Source organism: Bacillus australimaris, assembly GCF_001307105.1.
Lineage (GTDB): Bacteria > Bacillota > Bacilli > Bacillales > Bacillaceae > Bacillus > Bacillus australimaris.
The window spans coordinates 24,271-38,949 of the sequence record NZ_LGYN01000003.1 but is presented as its reverse complement, the minus strand read 5'-3'; the positions used below and the strand labels follow the sequence as shown (position 1 = coordinate 38,949).

Here is a 14,679-nt window from a genome sequence, read left to right as displayed (position 1 = left end):
GGGGCCTCCCCTCTAATTATTATTTATTAGCAGCGATTTCTCTTTGACGAATCACAGTTTTCATGCGTGCGATTGATTTACGCACTTCACGAATGCGAGCAGTATTTTCAAGCTGCCCAGTCGCTAATTGGAAACGAAGATTGAAAAGTTCTTCTTTAAGAGACTTTACTTTTTGTTCAATTTCAGCAGTGGTAAGGTCACGAATTTCATTAGCTTTCATTTGATTCACCACCAATTTCTTCACGTTTTACGAACTTCGTTTTAATTGGCAATTTGTGAGATGCAAGACGAAGAGCTTCACGAGCAACTTCTTCAGACACACCAGAAATTTCAAATAAAACTTTGCCCGGTTTTACTACAGCTACCCATCCTTCTGGAGCACCTTTACCGGAACCCATGCGGACCTCTAGAGGTTTAGCTGTGTATGGCTTAGAAGGGAAAATTTTAATCCAAACTTTACCGCCACGTTTCATGTAACGAGTCATAGCAATACGAGCAGCTTCGATTTGACGGTTAGTGATCCAAGAAGCTTCAAGAGCTTGGATACCATACTCACCGAAATGTACTTCAGTACCGCCTTTTGCACGACCACGCATTTTTCCACGATGTTCTCTGCGATACTTCACGCGTTTTGGCAATAACATATTATTTTCCTCCTTCCGCAGTATTCTTCTTAGTTGGAAGGACTTCTCCACGATAGATCCATACTTTTACGCCAAGCTTACCATAAGTAGTGTCAGCTTCAGCAGTAGCATAGTCGATGTCAGCACGAAGTGTGTGCAATGGAACAGTACCTTCACTGTAATATTCAGAACGAGCAATATCTGCACCGCCAAGACGACCAGAAACCATTGTTTTGATTCCTTGTGCTCCAGCACGCATTGTGCGTTGGATTGTTTGTTTTTGTGCACGACGGAATGAAATACGATTTTCAAGTTGACGAGCGATGTTTTCAGCAACTAGCTGAGCATCAAGATCTGCTCTCTTGATTTCAAGAATGTTGATGTGTACACGTTTGCCAGTTAGGCTGTTAAGAGCTTTACGAAGTGCTTCAACTTCAGATCCGCCTTTACCAATTACCATACCTGGTTTAGCCGTGTGGATTGTGATATTTACTCGGTTTGCAGCACGTTCGATTTCTACTTTAGAAACAGACGCGTCAGACAAACGCTTGCTGATGAATTCACGGATTTTCAAGTCTTCATGTAAGAAATCAGCGTAATCTTTTCCTGCGAACCATTTAGATTCCCAATCACGAATGACGCCAATACGAAGACCTACTGGATTTACCTTTTGACCCACGGATTATCCCTCCTTCTTTTCTGATACAACGATTGTAATGTGGCTAGTACGTTTGTTAATTGCGCTCGCACGACCCATAGCACGTGGACGGAATCTCTTAAGTGTTGGACCTTCGTCAACGAATGCTTGAGTAATCACTAGGCTGTTAGCGTCCAACTCGTAGTTGTGCTCAGCGTTTGCGATAGCAGATTTTAATACTTTTTCAATAATCGGTGAAGCAGCCTTAGGTGTAAGGTTTAAGATGGAAACTGCTTCTCCTACTTGCTTACCTCGGATCAGGTCCATTACTAGACGTGCTTTACGAGGAGCAATTCGGACTGTTCTTGCGACAGCTTTAGCTTGCATTTAAAAGCCTCCTCTCATTAGCGTCTTGTTTTTTTATCGTCACTAGCATGACCTTTGTAAGTACGGCTTGGTGCGAATTCGCCCAATTTGTGACCTACCATATCTTCAGAAATGAAAACAGGTACATGTTTGCGTCCGTCATAGACAGCGATTGTGTGACCGATGAATTGTGGGAAAATTGTAGAACGACGAGACCAAGTTTTTACGACTTGCTTTTTGTCAGTTTCATTCAATTTCTCGACTTTAGCCATCAAATGATCATCAACAAATGGTCCTTTTTTTAAGCTGCGAGCCATTGTGGAACCTCCCTTCGTGATTGAACTACGGTCCTAAATGAACCGTAGACAACCCCGTTACTTGTTTTTACGACGACGTACAATGAATTTATCAGACTTGTTGGTTTTCTTACGAGTCTTGAATCCAAGAGTCGGTTTACCCCATGGAGACATTGGTGATTTACGTCCGATTGGAGCGCGTCCTTCACCACCACCGTGTGGGTGATCGTTAGGGTTCATTACAGAACCACGAACTGTTGGGCGTACGCCTTTCCAGCGAGAACGTCCAGCTTTACCGATGTTAATTAATTCGTGTTGCTCGTTTCCAACTTGACCGATAGTCGCACGGCAAGCAGAAAGAATCATGCGAACTTCTCCTGAGTTCAAACGTACAAGAACGTATTTACCTTCTTTACCAAGAACTTGAGCAGAAGTACCAGCAGAACGAACTAATTGTCCACCTTTACCTGGTTTTAATTCAATGTTATGCACAACTGTACCAACTGGGATGTTGATAAGTGGAAGAGCATTACCTGGTTTGATGTCAGCTTCTGGTCCAGAAGTAACTTCAGTACCAACTTGGATTCCTTTCGGAGCAAGAATGTAACGTTTCTCACCATCTGCATAGTTTACAAGAGCGATGTTCGCTGAACGGTTTGGATCATACTCGATTGTAGCAACGCGTCCAGGTATACCGTCTTTATCACGCTTAAAGTCGATGATACGGTATTGACGTTTGTGACCGCCACCTTGATGACGAACAGTCAATCTACCTTGGTTGTTACGTCCGCCTTTTTTGTGTAGCGGTGCAAGCAACGATTTTTCTGGTTTGTCAGTCGTGATTTCAGCAAAATCTGAAGTAGTCATGCCACGACGACCATTACTGGTTGGTTTATACTTTTTAATCGCCATTTTGAATTTCCCTCCTTCTTTTTAAGATTTACGCTTCAAAAATTTCGATTTCTTTGCTGTCAGCAGTTAATTTCACGATCGCTTTTCTGCGACGGCTAGTCATACCAGTGTAGCGTCCAACGCGTTTAGATTTTCCTTTGTAGTTTTGAACGTTGACTTTCTCAACTTTCACTCCAAAGATTTCTTCAACAGCGTCTTTCACTTCTGTTTTGTTAGCTCTGACATCAACTTCGAACGTGTACTTCTTCTCTGTCATTAGATCAGCAGAACGTTCAGTAATGATAGGGCGCTTTAGAACATCACGAGGATCTTTCATTATGCAAGTCCCTCCTCTACTTTTTCAACCGCTGCTTTAGTGATCAGAAGTTTGTCGTGGTTGACAACGTCAAGAACGTTGATACCGTTAGCTTCAACAACTGTTACTCCAGGGATGTTACGAGCAGATAAAGCAACTGTTTCGTTTGCATCCGCAGTGACGATCAACGCTTTCTTCTCAACAGATAATCCTTTAAGGATGCCTGCGAATTCTTTCGTTTTCACTGCATCAAGAGTCAGATCTTCAAGAACGATGATGTTGTTGTCGATTACTTTAGAAGACAATACTGACTTGATAGCCAAGCGGCGAACTTTTTTAGGTAATTTATAAGAATAGCTGCGTGGTGTTGGACCGAATACGATACCGCCTCCGCGCCATTGTGGTGAACGGATAGAACCTTGACGAGCACGACCTGTACCCTTCTGTCTCCAAGGCTTACGACCTCCGCCACGTACTTCAGAACGAGTTTTTACTTTGTGAGTTCCTTGACGTAAGGAAGCTCTTTGCATAAGAATAGCATCGAATACTACGCTTTCGTTTGGCTCGATTCCAAACACAGAAGCGTTTAATTCGATTTCACCGTTAGTAGAACCGTTTTGGTTAAATAATGCTACTTTTGGCATGACTTGTTTCCTCCTTTCCTAAGAGAGTTATTTAGATTTAACTGCACTCTTTACAGTTACTAGAGATTTTTTAGCTCCTGGTACGTTTCCTTTGATCAATAGAAGATTGCGTTCTGCATCAACTTTAACGATCTCAAGGTTTTGGACAGTGATTTGCTCTCCGCCCATACGACCTGGAAGAAGTTTACCTTTGAATACACGGTTTGGATCAACAGGTCCCATTGAACCAGGACGACGGTGGTAACGTGAACCGTGAGTCATTGGTCCGCGTGATTGTCCGTGGCGTTTGATAGCCCCTTGGAATCCTTTACCTTTTGATGTTCCTGTTACATCTACGATATCTCCATTTGCGAAAATATCAACTTTGACTTCCTGACCAACTTCATACGCATCTAACTCCGCACCGCGTAATTCTTTTACGAAGCGCTTAGGAGCAGTTTCCGCTTTAGCAACGTGGCCTTTCTCTGGTTTGTTAGAAAGCTTTTCACGTTTGTCATCAAAACCGATTTGGATTGCTTCATAGCCATCCGTGTCAACAGTCTTCTTTTGAAGAACAACGTTAGCAGCAGCCTCAACAACAGTTACAGGGATAAGATCACCGTTTTCTGCGAATACTTGCGTCATACCAATTTTTCTACCTAAGATTCCTTTGGTCATTAGTCACACCTCCTATAATATGTGTTTTCTATTTGAATTAAAGTTTGATTTCGATATCTACACCAGATGGTAAATCTAAACGCATAAGTGCATCAACTGTTTGTGGAGTTGGATTCACGATGTCGATTAGACGTTTGTGAGTACGCATCTCGAATTGCTCACGAGAATCTTTGTACTTATGCACCGCACGAAGGATTGTGTAAACTGATTTTTCAGTTGGAAGCGGGATTGGACCAGATACACTAGCACCAGAACGCTTAGCCGTTTCAACAATCTTCTCAGCAGATTGATCAAGAATTCTATGATCATATGCTTTTAAACGAATACGAATTTTTTGTTTTGCCATTATTTTCCCTCCTTTTCGCCTACTTACGTTAGACAGTTCTCCGTGAGAAAAACCTGATCACCTCGCCATGGCAAAGCGGCCGGGTGTGTCAGCAACCTCTCACTTCATCGCAGTCAAAGACCAACATGCACTATTGTACCAAATTGGCCTGCGTGTTGCAATAATAAATCGGATAAATTTATGATTTGCACACTTTTCATATTATACAGGGATTCAGCCTATAAATCAAGCTTTCCCTGAAGATGATGTATAGCAGTCTTTTTTATAATACGAATAAATTCAGCGGGCTCCTCGATATGTGGGGAGTGTGCAGATTCTTTAAAGGTGAACCACTCTTTGATTGGCGCTTTTAGTTGATCAACATAAGGTTTTGATACAGCAGCTGGTGTAATCATATCGTGATCGCCAATGAGAAAGTAGCACGGTATTAATATAGAAGAAACTCGGTGTTGAATGCTCTCACTCATCAGTTCATTCCATAGCTTGTCTTGACTAAACTTCTGCCCTTTAAGGAACTTCCATTTATCTTTCAACTGATATTGCTTACTAAAAATAAACCCTTTGAGCATTTGAAAAATCGGTTTCCATCTATGTGTGAGACCTACACTTGCAAACTCTTTATATAGAGAGAACAAAGCATGAGCTGATGTTCGTTTCCATGGAGGAGGCGTCAGTAATCGCAAACACCCAGTAAACAGGCGGCTGCGATGATATTTCTTCAAAAGGAGCTCGTACGATACGGTATCCTCCTTTAATACATCCACCACCTGACTAATTCCATAATATGCATGGTATAGGTCTGGACGTTTATGTACTGCTTGTATGGCAATTAATGATCCCCACGAGTATCCTGCGATGTACAATTTTGAATGACCTAGATAAGAAAGGATCTTCTCTGTCAGTTCAATCGTGTCTTCAATAAACTGTTGAATGGTCATCGATGCAGCAGGCAGATTCTCTTGATAGGAAAGCCCCGCACCCCTTTGATCCCATTGAACAACTGTAAAGTCTTGATCAAGTTCCTCGTGAAAGGAATCAATATAACCAATTTGAGCCGAACCGGGCCCACCATGTAAAAATAAAAGTACAGGCTTCGTTTCACTCGACTCGTCTTCTTTCATCATAATCCATTGGTCAACCCCGCCGATCAACCATTTTTTCAAATATGTCTTAGCCATTCCAGTGATCCTCTCGGTTCCATTTAGATTCTATAGCTTATAGTAGCCGTTCTGATCTGGAAAAGCAAAAAAAGAGACCCTTTTGCAAGGAGTCTCTTTTATATGTTAATTACTTAATGATAGTTGAAACGACGCCAGAACCTACAGTACGTCCACCCTCACGGATAGAGAAACGAGTTCCTTCTTCGATAGCGATAGTAGAGATAAGTTCAACTTCCATCTCAGTGTTATCGCCAGGCATTACCATTTCAGTACCTTCTGGAAGATGTACGATACCAGTTACGTCAGTTGTACGGAAGTAGAACTGCGGACGGTAGTTAGCGAAGAATGGAGTATGACGTCCACCCTCTTCTTTAGAAAGTACATAAACTTCAGCTTTGAAACGGCTATGTGGAGTGATTGTACCTGGTTTAGCAAGTACTTGACCACGTTGGATATCTTCACGAGATACACCACGAAGTAGTGCACCGATGTTGTCACCAGCTTCAGCATAGTCAAGAAGTTTACGGAACATTTCAACACCTGTAACAGTTGTTTTACCGTTTTCTTCTTGAAGACCGATGATTTCAACTTCGTCACCGACTTTAACTTGTCCACGTTCAACACGACCAGTAGCAACTGTTCCACGACCAGTGATTGAGAATACGTCCTCAACTGGCATCATGAATGGCTTCTCAGTGTCACGCTCTGGAGTTGGGATGTACTCATCAACCGCATCCATAAGTTCAAAGATTTTTGCTTCGTATTCAGCATCTCCTTCAAGAGCTTTAAGAGCAGAACCTTTGATAACTGGTACATCGTCACCAGGGAAGTCATAGTCAGAAAGAAGGTCACGAACTTCCATTTCAACAAGTTCAAGTAACTCTTCATCGTCAACCATGTCACATTTGTTAAGGAATACTACGATGTAAGGTACACCTACGTTACGAGAAAGTAGGATGTGCTCACGTGTTTGTGGCATTGGACCGTCAGCAGCAGATACTACTAAGATCGCGCCATCCATTTGAGCAGCACCAGTGATCATGTTTTTAACATAGTCAGCGTGTCCTGGGCAGTCTACGTGTGCATAGTGACGAGATTCAGTTTCATACTCAACGTGTGCAGTTGAGATTGTGATTCCACGTTCGCGCTCTTCTGGAGCACCATCGATTTGGTCATAAGCCATAGCTGTACCTTTACCAGATTTCTTATGAAGAACTGTTGAGATAGCAGCAGTTAGAGTTGTTTTACCATGGTCAACGTGTCCAATTGTACCAATGTTAGCATGCGATTTGGAACGGTCGAATTTTTCTTTAGCCATTCTAAAAATCCTCCTTAAAGGTTCATTGTATTTGGTATAGAGTGATAGAAAGTGAAGAGTTACCTCTCACTTTCTGATCTTCAATAGTAGTTATACTTTAGTTTAAAGGCAAAATCAATTATTCACCTTTATTTTTTTTGATGATTTCTTCACTGATGCTCTTAGGCACTTCTTCGTAGTGATCCATGTGCATAGTGAAAGTACCGCGTCCTTGTGTGTTAGAACGGAGTGCAGTTGCATATCCGAACATTTCAGAAAGTGGAACCATAGCGCGAACAACTTGAGCGTTACCGCGAGCTTCCATACCTTCTACACGTCCACGACGAGATGTGATATCACCCATGATGTCTCCCATGTATTCTTCAGGGATAACGACTTCTACTTTCATCATTGGTTCAAGTAGAACTGGGTTACATTTGCTGACAGCATTTTTCAATGCCATAGATGCAGCAATTTTGAACGCCATTTCGTTAGAGTCAACATCGTGGTAAGATCCATCAAATAATTTTGCTTTGATGTCGATTAATGGGAATCCAGCTAATACACCATTTTCAAGTGAATCTTCAAGACCTGCTTGAATTGCTGGAATGTATTCACGTGGAACAACCCCACCGACAATTGCATTTTCAAATTCGAAGCCTGCGCCTTCTTCGTTTGGTTCGAATTCGATCCAAACGTGTCCGAACTGACCGCGTCCACCAGACTGACGTACGAATTTACCTTCAACTTTTGCACCAGAACGGAATGTTTCACGGTACGCAACTTGAGGAGCACCTACGTTAGCTTCAACCTTGAACTCACGCTTCATACGGTCAACAATGATATCAAGGTGAAGCTCACCCATACCAGAGATGATCGTTTGACCAGTTTCAGGGTTTGTTTGTGTACGGAATGTTGGATCCTCTTCAGCTAGTTTAGCTAAAGCGATACCCATTTTATCTTGGTCAGCCTTTGATTTAGGCTCGATAGCTACATCGATAACTGGCTCTGGGAATTCCATAGACTCAAGGATAACAAGATCTTTCTCGTCACAAAGAGTGTCACCAGTAGATGTATCTTTAAGACCTACAGCTGCTGCGATATCCCCTGCGTATACAGTAGAGATTTCTTCACGGCTGTTTGCGTGCATTTGAAGGATACGTCCAACACGCTCACGCTTGTTCTTAGAAGAGTTCTTCACGTATGAACCAGAATCAAGTGTTCCAGAGTATACGCGGAAGAAAGTTAGTTTCCCAACATAAGGGTCAGTCATAACTTTAAATGCAAGAGCTGCGAATGGTGCGTCATCAGTAGACTCACGAACAACCTCTTCATTTGAATCTGGCAGGATACCTTTGATTGCAGCAACATCAGTTGGTGCAGGAAGGTAGTCAAGCACAGCGTCAAGTACAAGCTGAACACCTTTGTTTTTGAAAGCAGATCCAACAAGAACTGGGTAGAATTCAACATTCAACGTTCCTTTACGGATTGCAGCTTTCAATTCAGGAATTGTGATTTCTTCACCCTCAAGGTATTTTTCCATAAGCTCTTCATCAAGCTCAGCGACAGCTTCAATAAGGCTGCTGCGAAGCTCTTCAGCTTTGTCTTTATACTCAGCAGGGATTTCTTTTGCATCAGAGCGAGTTCCAAGGTCATCTTCGTAGAAGTATGCTACGTTATCTACAAGATCGATGATTCCTTCGAATTGATCTTCAGCGCCGATCGGCAATTGAATTGCATGAGCGTTCGCTTGAAGACGATCTCTTAATGTGCTTACAGAGTAAAGGAAGTCCGCACCGGTTTTATCCATTTTGTTAACGAATACGATACGAGGTACTCCGTAAGTTGTTGCTTGGCGCCAAACTGTTTCAGTTTGTGGCTCTACACCTGATTGTGCATCAAGAACAGCAACCGCACCATCAAGTACACGTAAAGAACGTTCAACTTCAACAGTGAAGTCTACGTGTCCTGGTGTATCGATGATGTTTACACGGTAACCTTTCCATTGTGCTGTAGTAGCAGCAGAAGTGATTGTAATACCACGTTCTTGCTCCTGCTCCATCCAGTCCATTTGTGAAGCTCCTTCGTGAGTTTCACCAATTTTATGGATACGACCAGTGTAGTACAAGATACGCTCAGTCGTTGTCGTTTTACCAGCATCGATGTGAGCCATGATACCAATATTACGAGTTTTGTCTAAGGAGAACTCTCTTGCCATTGGGTAATTTCTCCTTCCTTATTAGGGAATAGTTTTTTTAGTTTGGTATAAATCCTACCAGCGGTAGTGAGCGAATGCTTTGTTCGCTTCTGCCATTTTGTGTGTATCTTCACGTTTCTTAACAGCAGCACCAGTGTTGTTAGCTGCGTCAAGGATTTCGTTAGCAAGACGCTCTTCCATCGTTTTTTCTCCACGAAGACGAGCGTAGTTTACTAACCAGCGAAGACCTAAAGTAGTACGACGGTCTGGGCGAACTTCTACAGGAACTTGGTAGTTAGCTCCACCTACACGACGTGCTTTAACTTCAAGAACTGGCATGATGTTTTTCAAGGCTTGTTCGAAAACCTCCATCGCTTCATTACCAGTACGTTCTTTGATGATATCAAATGACTTGTAGAGGATTGTTTGTGACTTCCCTCTTTTACCGTCGATCATCATTTTGTTGATCAAACGAGATACAAGTTTAGAATTGTAAATTGGATCTGGCAAAACGTCTCTTTTTGCTACAGGACCTTTACGTGGCATCTGAATAGCCTCCCTTCTCTTTTAAAAGGATTTCTATCTGTCTTTCATCTCAGTTTCATTGTCAGCCTGCTGACTCCACTAATCTGACATCAACTTCTAAAAACCCTTATGTTTGTTTATATTATTTGCTTTGCTTAGGGCGTTTTGTTCCGTATTTAGAACGTCCTTGCATACGACCGTCAACTCCGGCAGTATCAAGCGCACCACGAACGATGTGGTAACGTACACCCGGTAAGTCTTTTACACGTCCGCCACGGATAAGTACTACACTGTGCTCTTGTAGGTTATGTCCGATACCAGGAATGTAAGCTGTAACTTCAATCAGGTTAGACAAACGTACACGAGCATATTTACGTAGTGCTGAGTTTGGTTTTTTCGGTGTCATTGTACCGACACGAGTACAAACCCCGCGCTTCTGTGGAGATGTTACGTTAGTGTGCTCTTTTTTGAAACTGTTGTATCCTTTGTTAAGTGCTGGAGACTTTGAGTTTTCAACTTTACTCACGCGTCCTTTGCGTATTAGCTGATTAATTGTAGGCATGTTGTTATTCCTCCCTTCATTACTTTTTTTATAACCCACATACCCAGGTGGTTCATCAAAAGGCAAAAAACAATGCTTTTGCATTTTAAGCATGCAAAAACAAAACAAGTACGCTATAACATAATGGCAACAGCTGCTGCCCCAACTTCAATTCCGCAGGCCTTGCCGAGCTTTTTCATGGAATCTACCACTAAAATGTCTACACCCTTCTCTTGCGCTAGTTTCATTACACTAGCGGTTAAAGCAGGATCAGCATCTTTCGCTACGACGACTTCCTTTACTGAATCTCGTTTCAGAGCTTTTACTGTTTGCTTCGTACCAATAATAATGGATTGAGCCTGTGATACTTTATCATAAGACATCGAATATCCTCCAAAGTAACAGGTTTTATTTTGAGCACCTTGGTTATATTATCATCATGGCAGAAGGATGTCAATATCGTTTGACAGATTATCTTGACATCCTTCACCATTTTTTGATGATTTTATAGGAATCTCACGAGAAAGATTACTCTACAGGAACCATGTCGTCAGACGGCTGCACTTGCGAAACCGGCTTAACTTTACGGTAGTTCGGCATTCCCGTTCCAGCAGGAACAAGTTTACCGATGATTACATTCTCTTTCAAGCCAAGCAGTTCATCACGTTTTCCTTTGATCGCCGCATCTGTTAGGACACGAGTCGTTTCTTGGAAGGATGCTGCAGACAAGAATGAGTCTGTTTCAAGTGAAGCTTTAGTAATACCAAGAAGAACCGGACGGCCTGTTGCAGGACGTTTGCCTTCGAATAGTACTTTTTTGTTCGCTTCAGTGAATTGGTGTACATCAAGAAGTGTGCCTGGTAATACGTCTGTATCTCCAGCATCAGCGACACGCACTTTACGAAGCATTTGGCGAACCATTACCTCTACGTGCTTATCTCCGATTTCTACCCCTTGCATACGGTATACTTTTTGTACTTCATGAAGCAGATATTCTTGAACAGCTGTCATGTCAGTCACTTTAAGAAGCTCTTTCGGATCGATCGAACCTTCTGTTAGTACTTGACCACGAGTGACTGTGTCACCTTCAACAACTTTCAGACGTGCATTGTAAGGAGCTGTGTAAGAGCGACTTTCAACTTCGCCTTGAACCACAATTTCCTGCTGCTTGTCACGAACATCGTTAATTTCAGCAACGACACCATCAATTTCAGAGATTGTCGCTTGCCCTTTCGGATTACGCGCTTCAAATAGCTCTTGGATACGAGGTAGACCTTGTGTGATATCGTCCCCTGCTACCCCACCGGTGTGGAACGTACGCATTGTAAGCTGTGTTCCTGGCTCACCGATTGATTGCGCAGCGATGATTCCAACTGCTTCACCAACTTCAACGTCAGTACCAGTTGCAAGGTTACGGCCGTAGCATCGTTTACATACACCATGAGGCGTGTTACATGTAAATGCAGAACGGATCCATACTTCCTCGATTCCTGCTTCAACTACTTCAAGTGCTTTATCTTCATCAATTAGTTCGTTTTCGCCAACAATGACTTCGCCCGTTTCAGGATGAACAATTGGTTTTCTTGCAAAACGTCCGATAAGACGTTCTTCAAGTTTCTCAATAATTTCATTTCCTTCTTTAATGGACTTCGCCAAGATTCCACGGTCTGTACCGCAATCTGTTTCACGGATGATAACATCCTGTGCAACGTCAACGAGACGACGCGTAAGGTAACCTGAGTCAGCTGTTTTAAGAGCTGTATCGGCAAGACCTTTACGCGCTCCGTGAGTGGAAATAAAGTATTCCAATACTGTTAAACCTTCACGGAAACTAGATTTAATCGGAAGTTCAATGATACGTCCAGCCGGGTTGGCCATCAGACCACGCATACCCGCCAGCTGAGTGAAGTTAGATGCGTTACCACGCGCTCCAGAGTCACTCATCATGTAGATTGGGTTGACTTCATCAAGGGACTTCATCAGTTTACCTTGGATGACATCTTTAGAAGAACTCCAGATCGAGATGACTCTCTCGTAACGCTCTTCTTCCGTAATCAAACCACGTCTGAATTGCTTCATGACGTTATCTACTTTCGCTTGTGCTTCTTCAAGGATTTGCTGCTTATCATCTAATACGACGATATCAGACACACCAACCGTAATACCGGCTTTAGTAGAGTATCTGAAACCAAGATTTTTCATGCGGTCAAGCATTTTAGATGTCTCAGTGATATGGAATCTCTTAAAGATTTCCGCAATGATTTTACCTAAAATACCTTTTTTGAACGGCGCATTGATTTCTTGTTTCTCGATTGCAGCTTTTACGTCCTCACCTTTTTCAAGGAAGAAACGATCAGGCGTTTTTTCTTCAATATTGCTCTTTGTCGGCTCATTCATGTATGGGAATGATTCCGGTAAGATTTCGTTAAAGATCAGTTTTCCAACTGTTGTAATCAACAATTTAGAACGCTGTTCATCAGTGAATGTGACATTCTTCAACGAGCTAGCTGCAACAGCTACACGTGTATGAAGATGCACATAACCATTTTGATAAGCTAGAAGGGCTTCGTCAGTATCTTTGAAGACCATACCTTCTCCGATAGCACCTTTGCGCTCAAGTGTAAGGTAGTAGTTACCAAGCACCATATCCTGAGATGGCGTAACAACAGGTTTTCCATCTTTCGGGTTCAAAATGTTCTGAGCAGCAAGCATTAAGATACGAGCTTCAGCTTGAGCTTCAGCAGATAATGGTACGTGAACCGCCATTTGGTCACCGTCAAAGTCAGCGTTGTAGGCTGTACATACAAGTGGATGCAGACGAATTGCGCGTCCTTCCACAAGTGTAGGTTCAAACGCTTGAATACCAAGTCTGTGAAGAGTCGGTGCACGGTTTAGTAAGACTGGATGTTCACGAATAACTGATTCTAAAACATCCCATACTTCCGGCTGCACGCGCTCAATTTTACGCTTCGCACTCTTGATGTTGTGAGCTAATCCTTTTTCAACAAGCTCCTTCATCACGAATGGTTTGAATAATTCAAGAGCCATTTCTTTCGGAAGTCCACATTGATACATTTTCAGATGTGGTCCAACGACGATAACGGAACGTCCAGAATAGTCAACACGTTTACCAAGCAAGTTTTGACGGAAACGTCCTTGTTTCCCTTTCAGCATGTGAGAAAGAGATTTCAATGGTCTATTTCCTGGTCCTGTTACTGGTCGGCCTCTACGTCCATTATCAATCAAGGCATCGACAGCTTCTTGAAGCATACGCTTCTCGTTCTGAACGATGATGCTTGGCGCGCCAAGATCTAATAAACGTTTCAGACGATTGTTACGGTTGATGACACGACGATAAAGGTCGTTCAAGTCAGAAGTAGCAAAACGTCCACCATCAAGCTGAACCATTGGACGTAATTCTGGCGGAATCACCGGAAGTACATCAAGAATCATCCAAGATGGTTTGTTTCCTGAGTTACGGAAGGCTTCTAACACTTCAAGGCGTTTGATCGCACGTGTACGACGCTGTCCTTGAGCAGTTTTCAGCTCTTCTTTCAGTGTATCTACTTCTTTTACAAGATCGATATCTTGAAGAAGTTTGTTAATTGCTTCTGCACCCATAGCTGCTTGGAATGTATTACCGTATTTATCTAAATAAGCACGGAATTCTTTCTCAGATAGAAGTTGTTTCTTCTCAAGCGGTGTGTTGCCCGGATCTGTCACGACGTAAGAAGCGAAGTAGATCACTTCTTCTAACGCACGTGGTGACATATCAAGAACAAGACCCATACGGCTTGGGATACCTTTGAAATACCAAATGTGGGAAACTGGGGCAGCCAGTTCGATATGCCCCATTCTCTCACGACGGACTTTTGCCCGTGTTACTTCTACACCACAACGGTCACATACAACACCCTTATAACGAACGCGTTTATACTTCCCACAATGACATTCCCAGTCTTTTTGCGGTCCGAAGATACGTTCACAAAAGAGACCATCTTTTTCAGGTTTCAGTGTACGATAGTTAATCGTTTCAGGCTTTTTCACTTCACCAAAAGACCAAGAACGGATTTTATCAGGTGATGCGAGACCGATGTTCATATACTCAAAATTGTTCACATCTAGCAAGGGGCCTACCTCCCTTTTAATCTTCGGGTTATACCCTAGTCACTTGCTCTAATCG

At 42.6% G+C, this 14,679-nt stretch carries 17 protein-coding genes; all 17 read right to left on the bottom strand.

Translation table 11 applies throughout. The annotated features are described in order from the left end of the window. Nucleotides 1-19 precede the first annotated feature (19 nt). Nucleotides 20-220, bottom strand: a complete 201-nt coding sequence (gene rpmC, locus AKG37_RS05060; RefSeq protein WP_003217155.1) for a 50S ribosomal protein L29 — start codon at nucleotides 218-220, stop codon at nucleotides 20-22. Next, entirely contained in the window at nucleotides 210-644 is a 435-nt protein-coding gene (rplP, locus tag AKG37_RS05055; RefSeq protein WP_003156478.1) for a 50S ribosomal protein L16, read from the bottom strand. The genes rpmC and rplP overlap by 11 nt, the downstream gene beginning before the upstream one ends. Before the next feature lies 1 nt (nucleotide 645). Further along, the gene (gene rpsC / locus AKG37_RS05050) at nucleotides 646-1,302 is read right to left on the bottom strand and encodes a 30S ribosomal protein S3 (protein ID WP_003217241.1); all 657 of its coding nucleotides are present in this window, start codon (nucleotides 1,300-1,302) and stop codon (nucleotides 646-648) included. Nucleotides 1,303-1,305: 3 nt separating this feature from the next. Next, nucleotides 1,306-1,647, bottom strand: a complete 342-nt coding sequence (gene rplV, locus AKG37_RS05045) for a 50S ribosomal protein L22 (protein WP_007496316.1) — start codon at nucleotides 1,645-1,647, stop codon at nucleotides 1,306-1,308. Nucleotides 1,648-1,664: 17 nt separating this feature from the next. Continuing rightward, nucleotides 1,665-1,943: a 30S ribosomal protein S19 gene (gene rpsS / locus AKG37_RS05040; RefSeq protein ID WP_003216920.1), complete on the bottom strand. Its 279-nt coding sequence runs from the start codon at nucleotides 1,941-1,943 to the stop codon at nucleotides 1,665-1,667. Between the two features lie 57 nt (nucleotides 1,944-2,000). Beyond that, nucleotides 2,001-2,834, bottom strand: a complete 834-nt coding sequence (rplB, locus tag AKG37_RS05035) for a 50S ribosomal protein L2 (protein WP_024425599.1) — start codon at nucleotides 2,832-2,834, stop codon at nucleotides 2,001-2,003. 28 nt (nucleotides 2,835-2,862) lie between these two features. Further along, nucleotides 2,863-3,150 (bottom strand): 50S ribosomal protein L23, encoded by a 288-nt coding sequence (gene rplW / locus AKG37_RS05030; RefSeq protein ID WP_003217016.1) that lies wholly within the window; start codon nucleotides 3,148-3,150, stop codon nucleotides 2,863-2,865. Beyond that, entirely contained in the window at nucleotides 3,150-3,773 is a 624-nt protein-coding gene (gene rplD / locus AKG37_RS05025; RefSeq protein WP_007496312.1) for a 50S ribosomal protein L4, read from the bottom strand. Before rplD ends, rplW begins: the two co-directional genes overlap by 1 nt. Before the next feature lie 27 nt (nucleotides 3,774-3,800). Beyond that, nucleotides 3,801-4,430: a 50S ribosomal protein L3 gene (rplC, locus tag AKG37_RS05020; RefSeq protein WP_024425597.1), complete on the bottom strand. Its 630-nt coding sequence runs from the start codon at nucleotides 4,428-4,430 to the stop codon at nucleotides 3,801-3,803. A gap of 37 nt (nucleotides 4,431-4,467) precedes the next feature. Beyond that, entirely contained in the window at nucleotides 4,468-4,776 is a 309-nt protein-coding gene (rpsJ, locus tag AKG37_RS05015; RefSeq protein ID WP_003156464.1) for a 30S ribosomal protein S10, read from the bottom strand. A gap of 218 nt (nucleotides 4,777-4,994) precedes the next feature. Continuing rightward, nucleotides 4,995-5,954, bottom strand: coding sequence for an alpha/beta fold hydrolase (locus AKG37_RS05010; protein ID WP_060697845.1), 960 nt, complete (start codon nucleotides 5,952-5,954; stop codon nucleotides 4,995-4,997). Between the two features lie 109 nt (nucleotides 5,955-6,063). Next, entirely contained in the window at nucleotides 6,064-7,254 is a 1,191-nt protein-coding gene (tuf, locus tag AKG37_RS05005; protein WP_060697844.1) for an elongation factor Tu, read from the bottom strand. Nucleotides 7,255-7,372: 118 nt separating this feature from the next. After that, on the bottom strand, nucleotides 7,373-9,451 hold the full coding sequence (gene fusA, locus AKG37_RS05000; protein WP_060697843.1) for an elongation factor G: 2,079 nt from the start codon (nucleotides 9,449-9,451) through the stop codon (nucleotides 7,373-7,375). A gap of 54 nt (nucleotides 9,452-9,505) precedes the next feature. Continuing rightward, the gene (rpsG, locus tag AKG37_RS04995) at nucleotides 9,506-9,976 is read right to left on the bottom strand and encodes a 30S ribosomal protein S7 (RefSeq protein WP_003216884.1); all 471 of its coding nucleotides are present in this window, start codon (nucleotides 9,974-9,976) and stop codon (nucleotides 9,506-9,508) included. A 121-nt stretch (nucleotides 9,977-10,097) separates the two neighbouring features. Beyond that, nucleotides 10,098-10,517: a 30S ribosomal protein S12 gene (gene rpsL, locus AKG37_RS04990; protein WP_003216962.1), complete on the bottom strand. Its 420-nt coding sequence runs from the start codon at nucleotides 10,515-10,517 to the stop codon at nucleotides 10,098-10,100. A gap of 113 nt (nucleotides 10,518-10,630) precedes the next feature. Next, nucleotides 10,631-10,879, bottom strand: a complete 249-nt coding sequence (locus tag AKG37_RS04985; protein ID WP_060697842.1) for a 50S ribosomal protein L7ae-like protein — start codon at nucleotides 10,877-10,879, stop codon at nucleotides 10,631-10,633. A gap of 145 nt (nucleotides 10,880-11,024) precedes the next feature. Next, the gene (gene rpoC / locus AKG37_RS04980; protein WP_060697841.1) at nucleotides 11,025-14,624 is read right to left on the bottom strand and encodes a DNA-directed RNA polymerase subunit beta'; all 3,600 of its coding nucleotides are present in this window, start codon (nucleotides 14,622-14,624) and stop codon (nucleotides 11,025-11,027) included. Nucleotides 14,625-14,679: the final 55 nt, after the last annotated feature.

Coding starts and splice junctions, on each gene's coding strand:
- rpmC (WP_003217155.1), bottom strand. CDS start 220: ATGAAAGCTAATGAAATTCGTGACCTTACCACTGCTGAAATTGAACAA.
- rplP (WP_003156478.1), bottom strand. CDS start 644: ATGTTATTGCCAAAACGCGTGAAGTATCGCAGAGAACATCGTGGAAAA.
- rplV (WP_007496316.1), bottom strand. CDS start 1,647: ATGCAAGCTAAAGCTGTCGCAAGAACAGTCCGAATTGCTCCTCGTAAA.
- rpsS (WP_003216920.1), bottom strand. CDS start 1,943: ATGGCTCGCAGCTTAAAAAAAGGACCATTTGTTGATGATCATTTGATG.
- rplB (WP_024425599.1), bottom strand. CDS start 2,834: ATGGCGATTAAAAAGTATAAACCAACCAGTAATGGTCGTCGTGGCATG.
- rplW (WP_003217016.1), bottom strand. CDS start 3,150: ATGAAAGATCCTCGTGATGTTCTAAAGCGCCCTATCATTACTGAACGT.
- rplD (WP_007496312.1), bottom strand. CDS start 3,773: ATGCCAAAAGTAGCATTATTTAACCAAAACGGTTCTACTAACGGTGAA.
- rplC (WP_024425597.1), bottom strand. CDS start 4,430: ATGACCAAAGGAATCTTAGGTAGAAAAATTGGTATGACGCAAGTATTC.
- rpsJ (WP_003156464.1), bottom strand. CDS start 4,776: ATGGCAAAACAAAAAATTCGTATTCGTTTAAAAGCATATGATCATAGA.
- AKG37_RS05010 (WP_060697845.1), bottom strand. CDS start 5,954: ATGGCTAAGACATATTTGAAAAAATGGTTGATCGGCGGGGTTGACCAA.
- tuf (WP_060697844.1), bottom strand. CDS start 7,254: ATGGCTAAAGAAAAATTCGACCGTTCCAAATCGCATGCTAACATTGGT.
- fusA (WP_060697843.1), bottom strand. CDS start 9,451: ATGGCAAGAGAGTTCTCCTTAGACAAAACTCGTAATATTGGTATCATG.
- rpsG (WP_003216884.1), bottom strand. CDS start 9,976: ATGCCACGTAAAGGTCCTGTAGCAAAAAGAGACGTTTTGCCAGATCCA.
- rpsL (WP_003216962.1), bottom strand. CDS start 10,517: ATGCCTACAATTAATCAGCTAATACGCAAAGGACGCGTGAGTAAAGTT.
- AKG37_RS04985 (WP_060697842.1), bottom strand. CDS start 10,879: ATGTCTTATGATAAAGTATCACAGGCTCAATCCATTATTATTGGTACG.